Raw genomic sequence first — 21,809 nt, forward strand, 5'->3', positions numbered from 1 at the left:
CCGGCCTCCGGGCTCAGGCCGCGCGGCTCGCCTGACGGTGCAGCGCGTCGGCCAACCGGGCCGTGTCCTCCAGGACGTAGTCGTCCACCATCCGCCCCCACCGCAACGTCACCCACTGCACGCCCTCGTTGCGGTACGCGGAGCCGTCGGCGAGCGTCGCCGCCATGGTCAGCCGCGTCACGACGGTGGTGCGCCACGGCCACCCGCGCACCACGACGTCGGTCAGCGTGATCCGCAGGCCGGGCAGGGTCCGTTGCAGCCCGAGGAACCACCGCTCGAACTCGTCGCGACCGGTGAACTCGGCGCCGACCGGCGGATCGCCGACGAACCGGAACCGCAGGTCGGGTGCGGCGAGTTCGACGGCGGCCCGGTGGTCGCCGGCGCCGACCCGTTCCCACAGCCTGCGCACCTTGGCCCTGACGACAGCGTGGTACACGATCAACCTCCAGTGGCTTGCAAGTTGCAAGTGACCCTAGAGCTGCAGCCTTGCTGTTCGCAACCGACTAGGCTGAGGGCGTGGCCAGAGATCGCTTCGGCGTCATGGCGTGCTCCGTGGCGCGCACCGCGAACATCGTCGCGGACCCGTGGACCCTGCTCGTGCTGCGCGACCTGTTCCTGGGGCTGACGCGGTTCGACCAGTTCACCCGCGACCTCGGCATCGCGACCAACGTCCTGACGGACCGCCTCACCACGCTCGTCGACGCCGGCGTCGTCGTGCGCCGGCCGTACCAGGACAACCCCGTGCGCCACGACTACCACCTGACCGAGGCCGGCAAGGAGCTGTACGGCGTCGTCGTCAGCCTCCTGGCCTGGGGTGACCGCCACCTCGCCCCGGACGGCCCGCCGCTGCGCCTGCACCACACCACGTGCGACCACCCCGCGACCCCGGTCGTGACGTGTTCCCACTGCGGCGGCGAACTGCACGTGGACGACGTGACGCCGCTCCCCGGCCCCGGAGGCCGGCACGCTCCCGGCACCCGTGTGATCGCCGAACTGCTCACCGAGCAGCCACCGGCCTGACGCCCCGGCCCCGACGTCCGGTGGCCGCATCCGGCCACGGCGGTTGTCGCACCCCGCTCCGCGCGGAACGGTACGGAGGTGGAGGTGGCGATCGTGCGGAAGATCCTGTGGGGCGTGTTCGCGTTGGCAGTCGTGGCGCTGTTCGTCGCGGCGGTCGTCTCGATCGCCGACGACCTGACGGCCCCGGACGACGCCGTCGACGCCTCCGAAGTGGGGAACTGCGTCGGCTTCCCGGGCGACGACCAGGGGTTCGAGGACGCCGACGCGGCCCGGATCGTCCCCTGCGACGACCCGGACGCGCGCTTCCGCGTCCTCGCCGACGGCGAGGTGCAACCCGGGCGCGACGATCCGTGCGGGCGACACCGCGACACGGCGAAGGTGCTGGTCGTCGGCCCCATGGCGCCGATGGCCGGCCGGTACCTCTGCCTCGACCGGATCAGCCGCGGGTGACCGCCGCCGGTGACCGGCGCGGGGCTAGGCGCTCAGCTCCATGATCCGCGCCGCCACCTCGGCCGGCGCTTCGAGCGGCAGCATGTGGCCCGCGTCCTCCACGACCACGGACTCCCCGCCGACCGCCGCGGCCAGGGACTTGGCGTTGGACTCCGGCACCAGGCGGTCCTCGTCGCCCACCATCGCGATCACCGGCCGCTCCCCCGCCACGGTCAGCGCGGCCTCGCGGTCGTACCGGTCCACGGCCGGCCGGAACAACGCCACCGTCTCGGGCCAGTGCGACCAGACCATGTCGGCGGTGAGGTCCACGTCCTCGTCGCGCGGCTCGTCGCCGAACAGCCACCAGCGCAGCCCGGCCGTCTTCGCGGGCTCGATCTTCTCCCGCACCGCGCGCACCAGCGGCCCGAAGGCGCGTTCCAGCTCCCGGACGAGCTTGCCCAGCGCCTTCGGCCACGCCAACGACGTCTCCGCGAGGCCCGTCGCGGCCATCGACACGAACACCACGCCCGCCACCCGCTGCCGGTACAGGCGGGGACGGCGTTCGGCCATCGCCATCGCCGCCATGCCACCCATGGCGTGACCCACGATGATCACCCGCCCGTCCGGCACCAGCCGTTCGACCAGCTCGCCGAGGTCGTCGCCCAGCTGCTCGATCGTCGCGGTCTCCTTGTCCGCGGGCGACGACGCGCCGTGCCCGCGGTGGTCGTAGGCGATGACGCGCACCGATTCGGGCAGCGCCGCGACCACGCGGTGCCAGCTGCGGTGGTCCAGCGCGTAGCCGTGGGCGAGCACCACGGTCACCCCGGCGTCGGACGGGCCGCCGCTCACCACGTTCAGCTCCGTGCCGTCCTCCAGCCGCAACCGCTCGGTCGCCATGGCCGCTGCCCCTCTCCGTCGTCGGACCTCGACGTGACCAACGAGTAACTTGAGCGGACGTCACGCCTGCGACCAGCCGGGGCCGCCGAGCAGCCGCAACCGCCGGTCGAGGACGCTCGCGAAGTCGTGCGGGTGCCCGACGACCAGCTCCAGGTCACGGCCGCCGGCGCGCACGACGACCACGGGTCCGCCGGGCGCGTCGCGCGTCTCCGCCACCCACACGTCGGTGATCTCGCGCAGCGGCAGCTCGCCCCCGCACGTGTCCGGGATGGACGCTCCGGTGGTCACGTGCCAGCGCAGCACCTCACCGTCCACCGTGGCGTGTGCCGCGAGCAGCTTGCCGGTCGGGCCGCGCACCTGCCGGGACGCGCTCCGCACGCCCAGCGTCGTGGCGGCGATCGCGCCGCCGGTCTCGTCCAGCAGCACGACCCGCGCCCTGGTCACCAGCAGCACCCCGGCCACGATCGCCGCGACGGTGGGCAGCACGAGCAGCGCCCGCGCGGTGACCAACCCGAGGCCGAGGACCTGCACCGCGCCGCTGTACGCGACGACACCGCCCCACCAGCCCGTCCGGTGCACGTAGACGCGGCGGAACAGGAACACCGCCGGCGCCCCGCAGCCGACCAGCAGCAGGACCCAGCCCACCGCCGGGACACCCGACCACCGCGCCACGACGGCGACGGCCAGGCTCACCGCGGGCGGCGCGAGGAAGCCCAGCAGCAGCAACGGCCGCGTCCGCGCCCAGCGGCGCTCGAACTCCGCGCGCACCTCGTCGTGCACGCCGAACGGCAACCGCAACACCGCGCACCACCTCCCGGCTCAAGCTTCCCCTCATCAGGCGCGGGAGGCGCGGTGACGGACGTCGCCGGTCGGGTTGCGGCGGGGCGGTCAACCGGCGCCGGCGGGCGGGCACGGGCGGGCGGAAACCGCGTCGACAGGCGATCGCGCCGCCGGCGGCATCGCGGGCGTGGAGGTGCTGCGAGTCGTCAAGGGTGACGCGACGAGTCCCCAGGCCAAGGGGCCGAAGATCATCGCCCACGTCTGCAACGACCTCGGCGGGTGGGGCAAGGGCTTCGTCCTGGCGATCTCCCAGCGCCGGCCGGAACCGGAGCGGGCCTACCGCGACTGGCACCGCGCGCGGGCGCGCAACGACTTCGGGCTCGGCGCGACCCAGCTCGTCCAGGTGCGGGCGGACACGTGGGTGGCCAACATGGTCGGCCAGCACGGCCTCCGCGCCGGCAGCAAGGGGCCGCCGATCCGCTACGACGCCGTGGCGCGCTGCCTGGCCACCCTGGCCCAGCACGCGGTGGACCTCAACGCCGGCGTCCACATGCCGCGCATCGGCTGCGGCCTCGCCGGCGGCAAGTGGGAGCGCGTGGAGCCGTTGATCGCCGAGACGCTGCCGGCCCGTGACGTGCCCACCACGGTGTACGACTTCGACTGACCGACCTCACGGATCGGCCGGCCCGGTCGACCACCTCGGCCGACCACGCGGGCCGGTGTCGCGGGAGCGCGTGGCCCCCGCGACACCGGCCCGTCCTCGTCAGCCGCCCGCCGGGAGTCCGGCGCGGGCCTCCTGCGCGGTCAGCGGCCGCAGGGTGATCGTGTACTCGTAGGTGGTGTCGGGGCGGACCTGGCTGCGCGGCCGCACCGGGTTCGGGGTGTCGCCGACACCCGTGACGGCGTGGCTCGCGTGCAGGGTGACCCACCCCTTGTTCCGCTGGAGCTGGAACGGGTAGGCGGCCCGGTCGAGGTCGTCGTACGGCGTCACGCTGACGTCCCGCGCGCCGGACACGAGCAGTCCGCCGGTCCGGCCGTCGGTGAGCAGCGCCCACCGGCTGTCGGTGTGGTTGCCGTGGTCCTGCGGCCGGTGGTAGTCGACGTACTGCTCGTCCACCGTGGACGAGTGGACGCCGATCGGCGTGCCGTCCTTGCGGTCGACGTAGCTCTCCGCCTCCCGCCCGTACCAGGCGAACCGGTCGTAGCTGTCCGGCACGGCGAGCGAGACGCCGATCCGCGGCAGGTACGGCAGCGTGCGCAGGGCGCCCTGCGGGGTCACCTTGTGCCCGAGCCGCAGCACGCCGCCGCGTTCGACCACGTACGTCATCGTCTGGTCGAACCACGCGCCGGTGACGTCCGGCGCGGCGACCCGGCTGTCCACGACCACGCGCACGCCGGACGGGTCCGGCTCGACGCGGACGCCGGTGACCGTCGTGGCGAGCCGGTCGAGGCCGACCTTGCGCCAGTCCTCGCCCTCGGCGCGGCCCCACTTGAAGGTCTCGTTGCTGATCGGGGCGCGCCACGCGTCGAGCTTCGGCCCGCCGGCGATCAGTTCCCGGTCCCGGACCTTGATCGACGACAGCGAGCCGGTCTCCTTGTCGACGGTGTAGCTAACGCCTTCGGCCGTCGCCGTGACGGCGTCGGACGTGTCGGCGGTGACGGCGGCGCCGCCGCCCTTGGCCTCGGCGTCGAGACCCGGCACCTTCGTGCCGCCGAGCGGGAACTGGTCGTGCGCCAGCACGTGCCCGGCGGGGACCGTCGGCAGGGCCGCGGTGGTGACCGCCTCGACGGTGAGGAACCGCTCGCGGTCGGCGGGGTTCGCCGGCGCCGGCACCCGGACGGCGCCGGTGGACGCCGCCGCGACCCGCAACGGCTGCTCGCCGCTCGTCACGACGCGCGAGCCCTCGGTGACCCGCCACCGCAGCGCCACGTCGTCCGTGCCGCTGAACTGCCGCTCGTTGTGGACGAACAGCACGCCGTCCGCGTAGCGGAAGCGGAGCGGCTGGTGCGCCCACGCCATCTGGGCCGTCTCGGGCTGGGCGTCCCGGTCGGGGCCGACCAGGCCGTCGAGGCCGGACAGGCTGGAGCCGTAGGACAGGTGCGTGCCGCGCTCCTCGACGCGGTCGAAGTCCAGCGCCAGCACCGCGCCGCCCACGGGCTCCGCCGCGTTCAGCTCGGCCGCGGTCAGGGGCCGGTCGTAGACGCGGACGTCGTCCACGGCGCCGTGCGCCATCCGGCCGACCCGGCTCGGGTCGTTCCACGACGTCTCGAAGTCGCGCCCGATGTTGACCTCGGCCGACGACGGGTCGATCGGCCCGTCGAACGGCGTGCTCGCGACCTCGCGGCCGTCGAGGTAGAGGCGCAGCGCGGCGCCGTCGTAGGTGCCGCTGACCCGGTGCCAGTTGCCGTAGAAGTCCGCGGGCACGGTGGCCTGCACGACGCGCCACGTGCCGCTGTGGATGAAGAACTCCAGCGTCGTCTCGTTCTTCATCTTGAGCGCGTACTGGTGGTCGCCCTTGCCGACGATCCGGAAGTCGCCGCTCCACCTGGCGGGCTTGACCCAGGCGTCGAGCGTGAGCGCCTTGCCGGTGATGTCGAGCCTGCGGTCCCGGTAGACCTCCACGAAGTCGTCGAGCCCGGAGAGGTGCAGCGCCTTGCCGCGGTGGCCGTCGACCAGTTCCGGCGCGCCCGACAGGTGGGCGGAGATGTTGTTGCCGGACGAGTCGGGCAGGATGCGCACCTCCTGCCGGATGCTCGCCTCCGCCCAGTCCCAGATGAACCCGCCCTGCGTGGCCGGGTTGGCCCGGATGGTGTCCCAGAACTCGCGGAAGTTGCCGAGGCTGTTGCCCATCGCGTGCGCGTACTCGCCGAAGATCAACGGCTTGGTGGTGCTCTTCGCCTGCTGCTCGAACCGCTCGGGCGACGGGTAGCGCGGGCCCCACACGTCGGCGAACGGCGCGTCGCCGTCCGGGTTGTTCGACTGGTGGTACTTCGGGCGGGTCGGCTCGTTGGCGTCCAGCCACTCGGCCATCGCGAAGTGGTGCGCGCCGAGTCCCGCCTCGTTGCCGGTGTCCCACAGGAACACGCTCGGGTGGTTCTTGTCCCGCTCGACCATGGCGGTGAAGCGGTCGAGGAACGCGTCCCGCCACTCGGGCTGGTTCGCCTGGCACCACCGGGCGCAGTTCTCGTGGTTGTGGGTCTCGATGTCGACCTCGTCGGCGATCCACAGCCCGTGCCGGTCGGCCAGCTCGTAGAAGTACGGGTCCGACGGGTAGTGGGAGGTGCGGACCGCGTTGACGTTGAGCTGCTCCATCAGCGCCACGTCCCGTTCCTGGGCCGCGCGCGGGACGTGCCTGCCGTGGTCGGGGTCGGTCTCCGCGCGGTTCACCCCCTTGAACAGCACGCGCTTGCCGTTGACGAGCAGCTGCTTGTCGCGGATCTCGATCTCGCGGAAACCGGTGGTCTCGCTGGTGATGTGGGTGGTGCGGCCGTCCGGGTCGGTCAGCGTGAGCACCACGGTGTAGAGGTTCGGCGTCTCGTCGGTCCACTTCGCCGGGTCGCGCACCGGCAGGGTGAGCTCCACCCGACCGCCCCGGTCGGTCACCTCGACGTCCCCGCTCACGGCGCCGACCTCCGTGCCGCGGGCGTCCCGCAGACCGGCGGTCACCCGGTGCGTCCCGGTGGTGCCGCCCGCCTTGTGGCCGATCTCCACGGCGGCGGAGAGGGTGGCGTCGGTGTACGTGGCGTCGAGGTCGGTCCGCAGCGCCACGTCCCGCACGTGGGTGGCGGGCGTCGAGTGCAGCCGGACCGAGCGGAAGATGCCCGAGTACCGCCACTGGTCGACGTCTTCGAGGTAGGCGCCCGCGCTCCAGCGGTGCACCTGCACGGCGACGCGGTTGCGGCCGGGGCGCAGGGCGGCGGAGACGTCGAACTCGGCCGGCGTGTAGCCGCCCTGGTCGTACCCGACGTACTTGCCATTGACCCAGACGAAGTAGCCGGACGTGACGCCCTCGAAGCGGAGGAACGTCGTGCGGCGCGTCCAGTCGGCGGGCACGTCGAAGTCACGCGTGTAGGCGCCGGTCGGGTTGACGTCGCGCGGGACGCGCGGCGGGTCGTCCGGCTGGATCTCGGTGGCGATGTTGCGGAAGATCGGGTGGTCGAGGCCGTCGGTCTGCCACGTGTGCGGAACCGACACCTCGCGCCAGCCGGACGTGTCGTAGCCGTCGGCGTGGAAGTCCGCCGGCACCTCCTCCGGCCGGTCCGCCATCGCGATCCGCCACGTGCCGTCCAGCACCTGCGCGTACGGGGAGCGCTCGTCGCGGCGGACCGCGGAGTCGACGTCGGCGTACGGCCGGAGGTAGGCGTGCGCCGGTTCCTGGTTCTGGGCCACCATTCCCGGGTTCTCCAGGTAGGTCGAGTACAGCTCGCCCGGCGGGGCGGCGGTCGCGGTACCGGGACTCACCCCCACCACCGCGGCGGCCAGGACCACCATCACCGTTGCCGGAACGCGCAGGCGAGTCATGCTGAACCTCCATGTTCAACCAGAACCACACAAGAGTGATCAGGGGTTGACGGTTCGTCAAGGTGCATTCGGGTTTCACACGGTGCACTCATCACCTTGTGGGTGCAACGAAAACGTCCCGTTCGGACACACGCGCATCGCACCGATGCGTTGACCAGCGCAGATCAATCCATCAGGGGTTATGTTGGATTGTGTTTGATCGTCCGCTGCGGATGCCTATCGTGATCGACCGACGGAAAGCGCCTTCCGGTGTGACGAGGCACCGGAGGACCGATCAAGGTCGCGTTATCGACCTGTGTGGACCATCGACACCGTTGACATTCCCGCGACAGGTCAACCGCCATGTTCGCGTTAACATCCCCGCCTCACGGGACGCTTCAGGCCGACATCTCGCGATCACTGTGGATACGGCGACCACACGACCTTCCGCATCCGGTTGACGCCTGACATACTGATGTTAGCGATATCACACTTAGCGGAACCAGCTCCGACGCACGCCCGGCCTCCGCGGCCGAGACAGCGTGCCGACTCCGATTGCCAGTCCACTGTGGACAGGCGAGGAGTGGGTGCAGGGCGGACGTATTATGATCGCCCGATGGTCACCATCGCCGACGTCGCCCGAGCGGCGGGAGTGTCGCCCAGCACCGTGTCGTACGTGCTGTCCGGGAAGCGCTCGATCTCGGAGGCGACCCGGCGGCGGGTGCACCACAGCATCCGCGCGCTCGGCTACCGCCCGAACGCGGGCGCGCGGGCGTTGGCGAGCAACCGCACCAACGTCCTGGCGCTCGTCGTGCCGCTGCGCGCCGACCTGAACGTCCCGGTGATGATGCAGTTCGTCACGGCCACCGTCACCGAGGCCCGGTCCTACGACCACGACGTGCTGCTGCTGACGGCGGACGAGGGCGCGGAGGGGCTGCACCGCGTGGTGGCCTCCTCCCTCGCCGACGCGATCATCGTGATGGACGTGGAGGCCGCCGAGCCGCGCGTGCCCGTGCTGCGCGAGCTGGGGCGGCCGGCGGTCCTGATCGGCGTGCCCGACGACCCGCAGGGGCTGACCTGCGTCGACCTCGACTTCACCGCCGCCGGGTCGGAGTGCGTCACGCACCTCGCCGACCTCGGCCACCGGGACGTCGCCCTCATCGGCCCGTCGCCCGCCGTCTACGAGCGCGGCACGAGCTACGCCGGCCGGTTCCTGCGCGGGTTCACCAAGACGGCCGCGGACCGGGGCGTCACGGCCGTCACGCTGCCCTGCGTGCCCACCTACGACGGCCTCCGCGCGTGCCTGGACGACCTGCTCGCCCTGGAACGCGCGGTCACCGGGCTGGTGGTGCACAACGAGGCCATCCTCGGCCCGCTGCTGTCGGAGCTGGACCGCCGGGGCAGGCGGGTGCCGGACGACATCTCCGTGCTCGCGGTCTGCCCGCCGGACCTGGCCGAGGCGCAGTCCGTGCCGCTGACCTCGGTCGACATCCCCGCCGTCGAACTGGGCGCGCTGGCCGTCGAGCTGGCGATGCGCCTGCTCGACGGCCTGGGCGAACCGGAGGTCCGGTTGCTACCGCCGCGGCTCACGGTCCGCGCCGGCACCGGTCCGGTGGTTGCCTAGGGTCACCAGGCTCACCGGTCCGGGATCACCCTGCGCGGCCTCGGTGGAGATCACGGCGAAGGTGAGCGTGTTGTGGTCCCGCAGCACGCCTGCCGGGAGCACGAACTCCCGCTGCGGGCCGACACCGTTGAGGTACTGGCCCATGTTCCAGCCGTTGACGAACACCAGCACCCGGTAGTCGCGGTCGGTGGTGTCGTCGAACCGCAGGCCGAGCGAGACGTCGTGCCCGCGCGGCAGGTCGAGCCGGAACGTGGTGCGGTACCAGGAGACGCCCGGGGTCAGCTCGCCCGGCGTGTTCTGCCAGCCGCCCCCGTCGCCGGGCAGGTGCCAGCCGGCACGTTCGCCGTACAGGCCGCCGGTGTTCATCGGGCCGCGTTCGCCGTCGGTGGGCAGCGAACCCCGGATCTGCCACGAGATCGGCGCGGTCGAGCCCTCGACCGCCACCCCGAACAGGCCGCGGGGCTGCTTGTGGCGGACGTCGTCGGCGGTCCAGTCGTCGTTGTGGCCCATGTTCTCGACCAGCACGGTCAGCGTCGCCTGCTGCCCGGCGGAGAGCAGCCCTTCCGGCACGGCGAAGTCGCCGCGTCCGGGGTCGGGGTTCACCGGCTCGGAGTCGGCCTGCGTTCCGCCGGGGGCGGAGCCGAGGTAGCGGCCGTTCAGCCAGACCAGGTAGATGCCGCGCCTGCCGGTGATGGCGTTGACGGAGACGGTCTTCTCGGCGCCGGTGGCGGTGAACCGGCCGCGGTACCAGACGTTGCCGTTGTGGTGACCGTACTCGTCGGCGTAGAGCACCGGCAGCGTCTTCGGTTTGATCGGGCTCGCCGTGGTGGTCTTGTCTGCGGTGGTCCAGCCGGACTCGTCGAAGCCGGGCGGCTCCGCGCGGTGTCGCCAGTTCGTCAGCGCGGGCAGGCGCACCTGCTCCGGACCGGGCAGCGAGCCGAGCAGCGAACCGCTCGGCGTGCGGCGCACGGGCACCGGGCGGCCGCCCACGGTCAGGTGGCGGACCGGTGCGAACACCTCCACGTCGGACGCCCGGTCGGTGTCGGCGCGCAACGCCAGCCGGTCGCCTCTCACCTCGGCGGACCGGACCAGCGAGGCGCCGCGGACGAGGACGGGGCCGGCGGAGGTGTCCTGCCGCCAGAACCGCGCGGCCGTCTCGTCCGTGCCGAGCATGAGCAGCAGCGGCTGCCGCCCGCCGCCGGTGACCAGCACGCGGGCGAGCCCGGTGTGCCGGTAGTCGAGGCGCAGGTCGCCGTCCTCGTACGAGTGGCGCACCTCGCCGTCGAGCACCTGGACGGTCGGCGCCGAGTCGTAGCGCAGCACGGTGGAGCCCTGTTCGCCGTCACGGCCGTAGAGCACGGCGACGTCACGCCCCGACACCGTCACGTGGGTCAGGACCTCGGAACTCGACCAGGCCAACCGCTGGCCGCCCAGGTCGTACCCGGCGACGAGGATCTTGGCGTCGCGGCCGTTGACCCGCACGGGCACCTGGTAGCGGCCGTCCGGGGTCGTCCAGTCCAGCGTGGTGGACAGGTCGGCGGCGCCGGCGAGGTCGGCCTGCCGGACAAGCACGAACTGCGTGCCGGTGTCCGGGTTCGCCCGCGCCCGCGCCAGGACGGCCGGGTCGGCGGGCACGGGCGCGGTCGCCGCGTCGGTCTTGGTCAGCGGCGCGACCGTGGTCATGAAGTAGCCCTGCCGCTTGAACTCGTCGTACTTCGCGGTGAGCTGCCGCGACTCGGTGATCGCCGAACCGTAGTCGTAGGAGGTGTACACGTCGTTCGGCTGCGGGAGCCAGCCCCACGACGTGCCGCCGAACGTCATGTAGTAGCCGAACATGGTGGCGCCACTGGCGATGGCGTTGTTCTTGTAGAACACCTTCATGTAGCTCGGGCCGGTCAGCTCGCGGCACTTGTCGTACCCGGCGTTGTTCAGGTCGATCGCGCCGGCCTGGTACTCGGCGGCGTACACGGGCGCGTCGTCGCGCAGCCGGCGCGTGACGCCGTCGCCCCACGGGCCCCAGGCGTCGGGGTTGTGGCAGTCGAACGACTGCGGGTAGTCGTCGACGCCGGGGATCTGCACCGCGCCCTTGCCGGACGACCAGTTCGCCAGGTTCCCGCCGCAGCAGTTGTTGTGCACGATCGGCACGTCGATGCCGGCGTCGCGGGCCTGCCGCTGGAGGTCTTCCATGTAGGCCGCGTCGACGTTGACCGCGTACTCGTTCTCCACGTTGTACGCGATCACCGAACCGCCGCGGCTGACCTGGTGCCGGGCGATGATCGGGTTGAGGTGGCCCAGCCACTCCGTGTACGCGGCCCGGTAGCCGGGGTCGCTGGACCTCGCCCGCCCCTCCACCGTCTTCAGCCACGCCGGGAAGCCGCCGCCGCTGGTCTCCGCGTTGATGTACGGGCCGGGGCGGGCCACCACGTACAGGCCCAGCTCGTCGGCCATCCGCAGCAGCCGGTCGACGTCGCGCACGCCGGTGAAGTCGTAGACGCCCGGCGAGGGCGAGTGGTAGCCCCAGTGGAAGTACAGGGACACGCCGGTGAACCCGGCGGCGCGGATCTTCTCCAGGATGTCGCGCCACAGCTCGGGGCTGGGCAGCCGGAAGTAGTGGAACTCCCCCGACCACAGCATGACCCGCTCGCCGTCCACCATGAGCGAGTACCTGTCGTAGGACACCTCGTGCCGTCCTCCGGTCTCCGCCGCGGGCGCCGCGACCACCGGTGTGGTCGCGGCCAGGGAGCCCAGCAGCACGAGTGCCACCGCCAACAGCCTCATCGGACACCCCTCAGGGTCAGGGCGCCGTCACCGGCGCTGATGAGCACTCCGTTGTCGTGCGTGCTCGCCGCGCCGCCGTCCACCGCGTCCACGGCCCGCGCGCCGACGAGGAGCACCCGCCACCGCGCCGGCGCGTCGTCCGCCTCGACCCGGATCTCGTCGCCCCGCCGGCGGGTGCGGAACGTCGTGCCGCCGACCACCGTGACGTGGTCGCCGTCCGCGAGCTCGTACACGTGCAGCGTGACGCCGTCGGCGTAGTCGTAGTCCGGTCGGTCGTCCACCGCGCCCACGGGCAGGATCGTGTTCGGCCGCACCAGCACGGGGGCGGTGAGGAAGTCGCAGCGGTCGCGCACCCAGCGCGGCCCTTCGACGGTCTCGCCGGTGAGCAGGTGCGTCCAGGTGCCGTCGGGGACGTAGTACGAGACGTCGCCCTCGTCGGAGAACACGGGCGCGACGAGCAGGTCGTCGCCGAGCATGTACTGGCGTTCGAGGTGCGCGCAGCCCGGGTCGTCGGGGAACTCCACGACCATCGCCCGCATCACCGGCACGCCCTCGCCCGACGCCTGGCGCGCGGCCCGGTCGAGGTAGGGCATGAGGCTCAGCTTGAGCTTGGTGAACCGCCGCAGGACGTCCACGGACTCCTCGTCGAACAGCCACGGCACCCGGTACGACGAGCTGCCGTGCAGCCTGCTGTGCGAGGACAGCAGGCCGAACGCGATCCACCGCTTGAACAACGCGGCCGACGGCGTGCCCTCGAAGCCGCCGATGTCGTGGCTCCAGAACCCGAACCCGGACAGGCCGAGCGACAGCCCGCCGCGCAGGCTCTCCGCCATCGACTCGTACGTGGCCTCGCAGTCGCCGCCCCAGTGCACCGGGAACTGCTGCGACCCGGCCGTGGCGGACCGGGCGAACACCACCGCGTCGCCGTCGCCGCGCCGCTTGCGCAGCACCTCGAACACGGTCTGGTTGTAGAGGTGCGTGTAGTAGTTGTGCATCCGCTCCGGGTCGGAGCCATCGTGGTAGACGACGTCGGTCGGGACGCGCTCGCCGAAGTCGGTCTTGAAGCAGTCCACCCCCTGCGCCAGCAACGCGTCCAGCTTGGAGGCGTACCAGGCGCGGGCGGCCGGGTTGGTGAAGTCCACCAACGCCATGCCGGGCTGCCACAGGTCCCACTGCCACACGTCGCCGTTCGGCTTGCGCAGCAGGTAGCCGTTCGCCTTGCCCTCGGCGAACAGCGGCGAGCGCTGCGCGATGTACGGGTTGATCCACACGGAGATGCGCAGGCCGCGGGCGCGCAGGCGTTCCAGCATGCCGACCGGGTCCGGGAACGTGCGCGGGTCCCACTCGAAGTCGCACCAGTTGAACTCGCGCATCCAGAAGCAGTCGAAGTGGAACACGCTGAGCGGGAGGTCGCGCTGGAGCATCCCGTCGATGAACCCCGACACGGTCTGCTCGTCGTAGGCGGTGGTGAACGACGTCGAGAGCCACAGGCCGAACGACCACGCGGGCGGCAGCGCAGGACGGCCGGTGAGGGCGGTGTACTTGCGCAGGATCTCGCGCGGCGTGGGGCCGTAGACCAGGAAGTACTCCAGCTCCTCGCCCTCGACGCTGAACTGGACCTTCGACACCGCCTCCGAGCCGACCTCGAACGAGACGTGGCCGGGGTGGTTGACGAAGATCCCGTACCCGGCGTTGGTCAGGTAGAACGGGACGTTCTTGTACGCCTGCTCGCTGCTCGTGCCGCCGTCGGCGTTCCAGATGTCGACGGTCTGCCCGTTCTTCACCAGCGGCCCGAACCGCTCCCCCAGCCCGTACACCGCGTGGCCGACGCCCATGGTGAGCTGCTCGCGGACGTGGCGCGTGCCGTCCACCGTCATGAGGCCCATGCCCTTGACGCCGCTGCTGGTCAGCGCGCGGCCGCCGGCGGTGAAGTCGACCCGCCACTCGTCGCCGCGGTGCACGCGGACCGACAGCTCGCCCGACGTCATCACGACGCCGGCGTCGTCCTCCACCACTTTGGCCTCGTGCGTGCCGTCGGCGCTCAGGGCGAACGCGGGCTCCTTGGCCACCTGACCGCTGAAGTGCGTGATCCGCACGCCGATCACGTCCGCCATCGGCGAGGTGAGCCCCAGGGTGATCGCGGGGCCCTTGAGCGTGTCGCCCCGGTGCCGGATGCGGCGGGTCGGCGCGTACACGACGACCTCCCCGTCCCCCGTGGTGACGTCGTGCGCCTCGACCGGGTGGGCGGCCTCCACACCGGGCCGCAGCAGCCAGTACCCGTCGCTGAACTTCACTTGACCGCTCCTGCCGTGATGCCTCGGGTCAACGCCCGCTGGAAGATGAGGAAGAACACGATCGCGGGGATGACGCCGAGCAGCGCGGAGGCGCTGGTCATGGTGGCGTCCATCATCCGCTGCCCCTGGAGCACGCCCAGCGCGACCGGCACCGTCTGGTTCTCGTTGGAGATCAGCAGCACCAGCGGGAGGAAGAACTCGTTCCAGGTCCAGATGAAGAAGAACACGAACAGCACGCCCAGCGTGGGCCGGCTGATCGGCACCACGACCCGCACGAGCGTCTGCCACTTGTTCGCGCCGTCGATGCGGGCGGCCTCCAGCAGTTCGCGCGGGAAGCCGCCGAGCGTCGACGTGAGCAGGTAGGTGCCGAACGCGGCCTGGACCACCGTGAAGATGATGATCACGGCCAGTTTGGTGTCGTACAGCCCGACCTCGTTGGCAAGGAAGTACAGCGGGTAGACCAGCGCCTCCTGCGGCAGGGTGTTCGCGATGAGGAACACCACGAGGATCCACAGCCTGCCGCGCACGCGGCCGATGCCCAGCGCGTAGGCGTTGAACACCGACACGACGACCGCGAGCACCGCCACGGACCCGCTGATCACCGCGCTGTTGAGCAGCTTCTCGCCGAAGTCGACGCGGTCCCAGAACGCGACGACGCCGTCCAGCGACACCCCGGTCGGGAGGTCGAGCGGTCCTCCGGTGGAGTACTCCTCCGGGGTCTTGACCGCGTTGAGCGCGACGAGGACGAACGGCGCCAGCATCACCACGGCCAGCACGACCATCGACCACAGCACGGCGTGCCGCTTCACCGCTCACCCCGGTTCTGCACCCGCAGGAACCCCCACGTGAGGACGAGGATCAGCACGGTGAGCACGGTCGCGATCGCCGCGCCGTAGCCGACCTGCGTCTTCTCGAAGAAGTTCTGGAACGAGTAGTACGACGGGACGTTCGTCGCGCCGCCCGGTCCGCCCCTGGTCAGCACGTAGATCGGCGCGAACACCTTCAACGCGGCGATCGTGCAGGTCAGCAGCACCACGAAGACCTCCGGCCGGATCTGCGGCACGGTGACGTGGAAGAACCGGCCCCACCACGACGCGCCGTCCAGCTCGGCGGCCTCGTGCAGCGAGGGGTCCACCCGCTGCATCCCGGCCATGAAGATCACCACCGGGTAGCCGACCTGGATCCACAGCATCACGCCCATGACGGTCCACAGCGCCAGGTCCGGGTCGCCGAGCCAGTTCTGCGCCAGCGCGTCCAGCCCGACGGCGCGCAGCACCTCGTTGAGCGCGCCGTCCTGCGGCGCCAGGATCCAGCTCCACACGATCCCCGCCACGGCGATCGGCAACACCTGCGGCAGGTAGACCGCGGCCCGCAGCACGCTCGCGTGGCGCGAGCCGAAGTGCTTGCCGATGAAGTCGAACAGGGCGGCGGCGATGACGAGCCCGGCCAGGGTCGGCAGGACCGCCATCGCCACCACCAGGCCGACGTTGTGCCGGAAGGACGCCCAGAACGTGCCGTCCGACACCAGCCGCCGGTAGTTGTCCAGCCCGGTCCACTCCGGCTCCCCCGCCCCGGACCACTGCGTGAAGCTGATGCCGATGTTCATCGCGAACGGCACCAGGATCACCGCGAGCAGCAGCAGCGCGCCGGGGAGGAGGAACCACAGGTACGACCCGCGGTCGCGGATCGAGGCGGGGACGAGGCTCATTTGCCGACGCTCGCCAGGTTTTCCTTGTAGTAGTCGGACAACTCGGTCAGCACCTCGTGCGGCCCGAGCTGGCCGGTGATGAGCTTCTGCACCGACGAGACCTGCACGTCGTAGAAGCCGGGCGCGGGCCAGTCCGGGTAGAACGCCAACCGGTCGCCGTCGACGAGCGCCGCGAAGTCGTCGTTGAGCTGCTTGCTCTTCGGGTCCGCCGCGGGGCTGTCGCCCGCCGCCACGGCCACGCCGCCGGCGTCGCGCAGCTTGTCCTGGATCGGCTGGGACATGGTGATCTCGATGAAGTCGTAGGCCAGCTGCTTGTTCTTCGACCCCTTCGGCACGACCCACAGGTTGCCGCTGGACCCGGCCGTCATGCCGGGCCACGGCACCGAGGCCCACTCGAAGTCCTTGACCTGGGCCTGGACCCGGCCGTACCACCAGCTCCCGCTGATCATGATCGGGTTCTTGCCCTGCATGAACGCCAGGCCCATGTCCTCGGCCTTCACACCGGCCGAGTCCTTGCCGATGTACCCCTCGCGCAGCCACTCGGCGAACGTCTCCGCGCCGTACACCCACGCCTCGTCGTGGAAGTCCACGTCACCCGTGTACCGCTGGTAGCGGTCGACCCAGTCGCGGTCCGCCTTGGTGAGCGCCAGCTGGTAGAGCACCTGCTGCGCCGGGTACTCCGCGCCGCCCAGCGCCAGCGGGGTGACGCCCGCGGCGACGAACTTCCTCATCGCGGCGGTCAGCTCCTCCAGCGTGGTCGGCGCGGCGAGGCCCTGCTGGTCGAACATCGTCTTGTTGTAGTAGATCGACACGTACTCGGCGTAGTTGGGGATGCCGTACCACTTGCCGGAGCCCATCACGCCGCGCTCGTCGTACTTCGCCGTGGTGTCGATGCCCGGACCGAGCTTCTTGTCCCAGCCGCGCTTGGCGACCTCGTCGCTCAGGTCGGTCAGCAGGCCTTGCTTGGACAGCAGGCCCGCCGTGGCGTTGCCCTTGTTGTACTCCAGGATGTCCGGCGCGTCGTTGGAGTTGAGGACCATCGGCGCGGTCTTCTGGATCTGCTCGAAGCCCTTCTCCTCGAACTCGACCTTCACGCCGGGGTGACTGGCCTCGAACTGCCTGATCGCCTCCGCCCAGGCCACGCCCATCGCGCTGTCCGGCCCCTCGTAGTGCCACAGCTTCAGGGTGTTGGCGTCGGCGCCGTCGTCCGACCCTCCGCAGCCGGCCACGGCCATCAGGGCCGCCAGCGCGGCCGCCAGGAGACGCTTGGACATCAGGATTCCTCCACGCTGAGGTTGTCGATCCGGGCCTTCCCCGTGAAGACCAGGTAGACGTCCTGCCGACCGGCCGCGCCGCGCAACGGCGTCGAGACCGCGGTCCAGGAGTACTTGTCGGCGGTGGTCGGCACGGCCACCGTTCCGACGAGCCGCCCGGTGGGCCCGCCGAGGCGGACCTCGACGGTCGTCGGCGCGTCGGGGTTCGCCACGCGGACCGACAGCGACCGGGCGGACCGGCCGAGGTCCACGTCCTCGTAGGAGACCCACTGGCCGGCGGCGGTCGCGGCGACGGCGGTGCCCCGCTCCCTGGTGGTGTCCACCAGGGTCACGCCGGAGTAGTCGTCGAAGTTCTGCGCCCGGGTGGTCTTGCGCAGGTCGCGCGGCGGGATCGTCTCCCCGCGCACGGTGATGCCACGCGTCAGCGAGCCCACCAGCAGCTCGTGCGGCGCGGTCTCCACGACGTGCTTCTCCCGCGTCACGTCCCAGAAGGACAGGTCGGCCGCGCGCACGGTCAGCTCGACCGTCTTCGTCTCGCCGGGCCGCAGCTCCACCCGCTCGAACGCCCGCAACCGCTTGACCGGCTGCTCCACCCGCGACTGCTTCTGCCGCGAGTACAGCTGCACCACGTCGGCGCCCGCGCGGTCGCCCGTGTTCGTCACGTCGACGCGGACCTTCACCTCGCCGGCGGCGTCGACCACCGCCCGGTCGACGCGCAAGGTCGAGTACCGGAACGAGGTGTAGCTCAGCCCGTGCCCGAACGGGTACAGCGGCTTGCCGTCGAAGTACTGGTAGGTGTGGCCGGACTTCGCGATGTCGAACCGGAGCTTGTCGGGCAGGTCCGCGTCGGACCGGTACCACGTCTGGGTCAGCTTCCCGCTCGGGTTGTGGTCGCCGAACAGCACGTCGGCGAGCGCGCGCCCGGTCTCCTGGCCCGCGTGCGTGGTCCACAGGATGGCGGGCAGGTCGGCGGTGTCCCAGTCGCCCGAGTACGGGTAGCTGCTCTCCAGCACGACGACCGTGCGCGGGTTGGCCTTGCGGACGGCGTCGATCACGGCCCGCTGGCCGGCGGGCAGCACGGTGGTCTGGCGGTCGTCGTCCTCGCGGCCGTTGATGAACGGCATGCTGCCGACCACGACGACGGCGGCGTCCGCGTCCTTGACGGCCGCCACGGCGCTCTCCACGCCGCTGCGCACCAGTTCCCGCCCGAACCTCGCCGCGGCGTCCGGCGTTTCCGCGCCGACGCGCAGCGTGCCGTCCGCGCCCACGACGACGTACCGGCTCTTGCCGAACCACGACTCCTTGACGTCGTTGCCCGCGTACTCCAGCACGTGCGAGCCGTCGGGTTGCGCGAGGAGCTTGAACTGCTGCTGGACGAACCAGCCGTTCGGCTGCACGGCGTTGTTGACCAGGCCGCGCCCGTCGCCCAGAGAGACCGTCCGGCCGTTGGCGGCGGTCCGCAGCGTCACGGTGCCCTCGCCCCAGTCGAACACGTCGAGGCCGGTGGCGTCGGCGGGAGTCGCCTCGGTGGCGGTGAGCGGCGCGCCGGTGTCCGAGGTGGACGCGGTGACGTACTTGCCGGTGGCCAGGTCCTTCAACCTGATCCGGTCCACGCCCTCGCTCGACGTGACGGCCGCGCGTTCGGCCAGGCCCTCCGCCGGCGTGATCCGGTACGGCATGGTGCCCGAGTACCAGTCCTCGTAGAGCGTGTCGGCGAGCTGGCCGACCACGGCCACCTTCTTGGTGTCCTGGGTGGACAGCGGCAAGGTGTTGTTGTCGTTGCGCAGCAGCACGACCTGTTCGGCGGCGGCCTGGCGGGCGAGCCGCCGGTGCTCCGGCGCGTCGATGACGTCCGGCGTGATCGAGGCGTACGGGTTGCGGCCGGGCGGGTCGAACTCGCCGAGGCGGAAGCGCAGCGACAGCACGTGCCGCGCGGCGTCCTCGACGTCGGCCATCGTGAGCAACCCCTGGTTCAGCGCGGTCTTGAGCGCCGACGTGGTGGGGGTCGAGTTCTGGTTGTCCTCGGTGAAGCTGTCCAGGCCCGCCTTCACCGCCGCCGCGTTCGCCTCCGCCTGCGTGGCGAAGTACCGCTGCCCCCGGGTGAGGTTGGACGCGCCCGCCGCGTCGCCGACGATCATCAGGTCCTCGTCGGTCCACGAGCGGACGACCTCGTCCAGTTCCGGTCCGACGTGCGTGGGACGGCCGTTGACCAGGTTGTACGAGGCCATCACGCCGGTCGCCGCGTTCGCCGAGACGGCCGGCTTGAACGCGGCCTCGTCGTAGTCCTTCAGGATGCGCGGCGGGACGATCGCGTCGACCCTGACGCGGTCGTCCTCGACGTTGTAGGCCAGGTAGTGCTTCAGCGTCGGCGCGGCCTGGAGGTAGTCCGGGTGGTCGCCCTGGATGCCGTGCCCGAACGCGGTCGAGATGGCCCCGGTCAGGTACGGGTCCTCCGAGTAGCCCTCCTCGTTGCGCCCCCACCTGGGGTCGCGCAGCAGGTTCACCACGGGCGCCCACAGGTTCAGGCCGTGCTGCGCGGGGTTCTTCGCGTGGAAGCCGCGGGCCTCCCGACCGGTCACCGCGCCGACCCGTTCGACCAGGTCGCGGTTCCACGTGTTCGCCAGGCCGAGGGCCTGCGGGAACACGGTCGACTCGCCGAGCCACGCGACGCCGTGCAGCGCCTCGGTGCCGGTCTTGAACGCGCCGATGCCCAGGCGCGGGATCGCGGGTTGGTACTGGTGGAGCAGCGACAGCTTCTCGTCGACGGTCAACCGGCCGAGCAGGTCGTCGACCCGGACCGCACGGGGCAGGTCGGGATCGCGGAAGGGCGACTCGGCGGCGTGCGCGGGCAGGGGCGACAGCACCCAACGGCGGCTTCCGGACACGGACGTCCCCTCTCGGTTCGGGGAGGCGCGGCGCTCCTCGCCATCGAAGCGCTTCGACTGAGCACGGTAGAGGGACCGCGGCGGCCGGCGCAACAGGCCGACGAGGTGGTCTTTGTTAGCGCTAATTAACTTGACGGCGACGTATTGACACGTCGGGCGCGACCGGGATACCAATTGCTCCCCACCCAGCCGACCCCGTGGTTCCGCCGACTCGGTGATGTTAACGCTAACAACTGTCGTCTTCTCCTGACCTGGGGGCTCGCCGATGCGCACCCGCACCTTGCTCGCCGCCGTGACCGCCCTGGTCGTGGCCGCGTTCGGCCTCGCCGGACCGGCGCCCGCCGCCCTCGCGGCCGGGCCGGCACCGCACTACCTGATGACGGCGTTCACGAACAGCAGCGAGTCGAACATGTACGTCTACGACTCGGCGAACGCGACCAACTTCGACCTGGTCCGGTCGAACGCGTACACCCCGCCGTCCGGCCTCATCCGCGACCCCAGCGTCATCCGGCACACCGACGGCTACTACTACATCGTCTACACCACGGGCTGGACCGGGAACACCATCGGCTTCGCGCGCAGCGCGGACTACACGACGTGGACGTTCCTGCGCAACGTCACCGTCGGCCTCAACGGCTCCACCGGCAGCACGTGGGCCCCGGAGTGGTTCAGGGACACCGACGGCAGCGTGCACGTCGTCTTCTCGGCCTCCACCACGGGCACCGCGGGCCAGTTCCGCCCCTACCGGATCACCGCGACCAACAGCTCGCTGTCCGCGTGGACCGCGCCCACGCCGCTCGGCATCCCCGCCAACTACATCGACAGCTTCATCGTCAAGGTCGGCGGGACGTACCACAACTTCCTCAAGAACGAGACGACGAAGTACATCGAGCACGCCACCGCCACGTCGCTCAACGGCCCGTGGCAGTTCGTCGGCACCGGCAACTGGGCGGGCTGGGGCTCGGGCCTCGAAGGACCCGCGCTCGTGCAGCTGCCCGACGGCCGCTGGCGCATCTACTTCGACCAGTACGGCGCGCACCGGTACTACTACGCCGACAGCTCGAACCTCGCCACGTTCGGGGCGAAGGTGGAACTCCCCGGCCTGTCCGGCACCGCGCGCCACTTCACCGTGCTGCGCGAGAACGTCGGCGACAGCACCGCCGTGGCCACGGGCACCCGGTCCCTGCGGTCGGCCAACTTCCCCGACCGGTACGTCCGGCACCGCGACTACCTCGCCCACGTCGACCCGCTCGGCTCCGGCAGCGCCCTGAACGACCGGCGTGACGCGACGTTCTCGATCGTCGCCGGGTTGGCGAACTCGAACTGCTACTCGTTCCAGGCGGTCAACTTCCCCGGCTACTACCTGCGGCACAACACCATGCGCCTCACGTTGCAGAACAACGACGGTTCGGCCGTGTTCCGGGGCGACGCGACGTTCTGCGGACGGGTCGGCCTGGCGGGCGGCGGCACGACGTCGTTCGAGTCGTACAACTTCCCCGGCCGCTACCTGCGCCACTACGACTACGAGATGCGGCTCGACCTGCGCTCGTCCGACTCCGCGTTCGCGGGCGACGCCTCGTTCACCGTGTCCGCGCCGCTGGCCTGACCCCTGACCAGGG

At 71.3% G+C, this 21,809-nt stretch carries 15 protein-coding genes; 5 read left to right on the plus strand and 10 right to left on the minus strand.

Annotated features, from left to right (window positions below):
* Positions 1 to 13: 13 nt before the first annotated feature.
* Positions 14 to 436, minus strand: a complete 423-nt coding sequence (locus ACRAKH_RS18555) for a nuclear transport factor 2 family protein (protein ID WP_380722763.1) — start codon at positions 434 to 436, stop codon at positions 14 to 16.
* An 80-nt stretch (positions 437 to 516) separates the two neighbouring features.
* Here ACRAKH_RS18555 and ACRAKH_RS18560 point away from each other — a divergent pair, with 80 nt between their 5' ends.
* Positions 517 to 1,020: a winged helix-turn-helix transcriptional regulator gene (locus tag ACRAKH_RS18560; protein WP_380722765.1), complete on the plus strand. Its 504-nt coding sequence runs from the start codon at positions 517 to 519 to the stop codon at positions 1,018 to 1,020.
* A gap of 93 nt (positions 1,021 to 1,113) precedes the next feature.
* The gene (locus ACRAKH_RS18565; RefSeq protein WP_380722767.1) at positions 1,114 to 1,470 is read left to right on the plus strand and encodes a hypothetical protein; all 357 of its coding nucleotides are present in this window, start codon (positions 1,114 to 1,116) and stop codon (positions 1,468 to 1,470) included.
* A gap of 24 nt (positions 1,471 to 1,494) precedes the next feature.
* Here ACRAKH_RS18565 and ACRAKH_RS18570 read toward each other — a convergent pair whose 3' ends face one another.
* Positions 1,495 to 2,346 (minus strand): alpha/beta fold hydrolase, encoded by an 852-nt coding sequence (locus ACRAKH_RS18570; protein WP_380722769.1) that lies wholly within the window; start codon positions 2,344 to 2,346, stop codon positions 1,495 to 1,497.
* 60 nt (positions 2,347 to 2,406) lie between these two features.
* On the minus strand, positions 2,407 to 3,147 hold the full coding sequence (locus ACRAKH_RS18575) for a hypothetical protein (RefSeq protein ID WP_380722771.1): 741 nt from the start codon (positions 3,145 to 3,147) through the stop codon (positions 2,407 to 2,409).
* A gap of 166 nt (positions 3,148 to 3,313) precedes the next feature.
* Between ACRAKH_RS18575 and ACRAKH_RS18580 the strand changes: the two genes are divergently transcribed.
* Entirely contained in the window at positions 3,314 to 3,790 is a 477-nt protein-coding gene (locus ACRAKH_RS18580; RefSeq protein WP_380722773.1) for a macro domain-containing protein, read from the plus strand.
* Positions 3,791 to 3,889: 99 nt separating this feature from the next.
* Here the strand turns inward: ACRAKH_RS18580 and ACRAKH_RS18585 are convergent, their stop codons facing one another.
* Positions 3,890 to 7,648, minus strand: a complete 3,759-nt coding sequence (locus tag ACRAKH_RS18585) for a glycoside hydrolase family 2 TIM barrel-domain containing protein (protein ID WP_380722775.1) — start codon at positions 7,646 to 7,648, stop codon at positions 3,890 to 3,892.
* A gap of 595 nt (positions 7,649 to 8,243) precedes the next feature.
* On the opposite strand from ACRAKH_RS18585, the gene ACRAKH_RS18590 reads away from it, so the two are divergent.
* A complete protein-coding gene (locus ACRAKH_RS18590) occupies positions 8,244 to 9,251 on the plus strand; it encodes a LacI family DNA-binding transcriptional regulator (protein ID WP_380722777.1) in 1,008 nt (335 codons plus the stop codon).
* On the opposite strand, the gene ACRAKH_RS18595 is transcribed toward ACRAKH_RS18590, so the two are convergent.
* Genes ACRAKH_RS18595 through ACRAKH_RS18620 form a run of 6 tightly spaced genes read right to left on the minus strand, consistent with a single transcriptional unit; the run spans position 9,201 to position 20,190 of the window.
* Positions 9,201 to 12,029 carry a beta-galactosidase gene (locus ACRAKH_RS18595; protein WP_380722779.1) on the minus strand — a complete coding sequence of 943 codons (2,829 nt, stop codon included), beginning with the start codon at positions 12,027 to 12,029 and terminating at the stop codon, positions 9,201 to 9,203. The two genes, ACRAKH_RS18590 and ACRAKH_RS18595, sit on opposite strands and share 51 nt — an antisense overlap.
* Positions 12,026 to 14,323, minus strand: a complete 2,298-nt coding sequence (gene yicI / locus ACRAKH_RS18600; RefSeq protein ID WP_380722781.1) for an alpha-xylosidase — start codon at positions 14,321 to 14,323, stop codon at positions 12,026 to 12,028. The genes ACRAKH_RS18595 and yicI overlap by 4 nt, the downstream gene beginning before the upstream one ends.
* Positions 14,320 to 15,132, minus strand: a complete 813-nt coding sequence (locus ACRAKH_RS18605) for a carbohydrate ABC transporter permease (protein WP_380722783.1) — start codon at positions 15,130 to 15,132, stop codon at positions 14,320 to 14,322. Before ACRAKH_RS18605 ends, yicI begins: the two co-directional genes overlap by 4 nt.
* A complete protein-coding gene (locus ACRAKH_RS18610; protein ID WP_380722785.1) occupies positions 15,129 to 16,031 on the minus strand; it encodes a carbohydrate ABC transporter permease in 903 nt (300 codons plus the stop codon). Before ACRAKH_RS18610 ends, ACRAKH_RS18605 begins: the two co-directional genes overlap by 4 nt.
* Positions 16,028 to 17,305, minus strand: a complete 1,278-nt coding sequence (locus tag ACRAKH_RS18615) for an ABC transporter substrate-binding protein (RefSeq protein ID WP_380722787.1) — start codon at positions 17,303 to 17,305, stop codon at positions 16,028 to 16,030. The genes ACRAKH_RS18610 and ACRAKH_RS18615 overlap by 4 nt, the downstream gene beginning before the upstream one ends.
* Positions 17,305 to 20,190, minus strand: coding sequence for a glycoside hydrolase family 3 protein (locus ACRAKH_RS18620; protein WP_380722789.1), 2,886 nt, complete (start codon positions 20,188 to 20,190; stop codon positions 17,305 to 17,307). Before ACRAKH_RS18620 ends, ACRAKH_RS18615 begins: the two co-directional genes overlap by 1 nt.
* A gap of 265 nt (positions 20,191 to 20,455) precedes the next feature.
* Between ACRAKH_RS18620 and ACRAKH_RS18625 the strand changes: the two genes are divergently transcribed.
* Positions 20,456 to 21,796 carry a glycoside hydrolase family 43 protein gene (locus tag ACRAKH_RS18625; protein WP_380722791.1) on the plus strand — a complete coding sequence of 447 codons (1,341 nt, stop codon included), beginning with the start codon at positions 20,456 to 20,458 and terminating at the stop codon, positions 21,794 to 21,796.
* The last annotated feature ends 13 nt before the right edge of the window (positions 21,797 to 21,809 follow it).

This window comes from Saccharothrix hoggarensis, assembly GCF_052936025.1.

Bases quoted from the DNA above. Each gene is read 5' to 3' on its own strand.
- ACRAKH_RS18570 (WP_380722769.1), bottom strand. From the start codon at position 2,346: ATGGCGACCGAGCGGTTGCGGCTGGAGGACGGCACGGAGCTGAACGTG.
- ACRAKH_RS18585 (WP_380722775.1), bottom strand. From the start codon at position 7,648: ATGACTCGCCTGCGCGTTCCGGCAACGGTGATGGTGGTCCTGGCCGCC.
- ACRAKH_RS18615 (WP_380722787.1), bottom strand. From the start codon at position 17,305: ATGTCCAAGCGTCTCCTGGCGGCCGCGCTGGCGGCCCTGATGGCCGTG.
- ACRAKH_RS18610 (WP_380722785.1), bottom strand. From the start codon at position 16,031: ATGAGCCTCGTCCCCGCCTCGATCCGCGACCGCGGGTCGTACCTGTGG.
- ACRAKH_RS18590 (WP_380722777.1), top strand. From the start codon at position 8,244: ATGGTCACCATCGCCGACGTCGCCCGAGCGGCGGGAGTGTCGCCCAGC.
- ACRAKH_RS18595 (WP_380722779.1), bottom strand. From the start codon at position 12,029: ATGAGGCTGTTGGCGGTGGCACTCGTGCTGCTGGGCTCCCTGGCCGCG.
- ACRAKH_RS18625 (WP_380722791.1), top strand. From the start codon at position 20,456: ATGCGCACCCGCACCTTGCTCGCCGCCGTGACCGCCCTGGTCGTGGCC.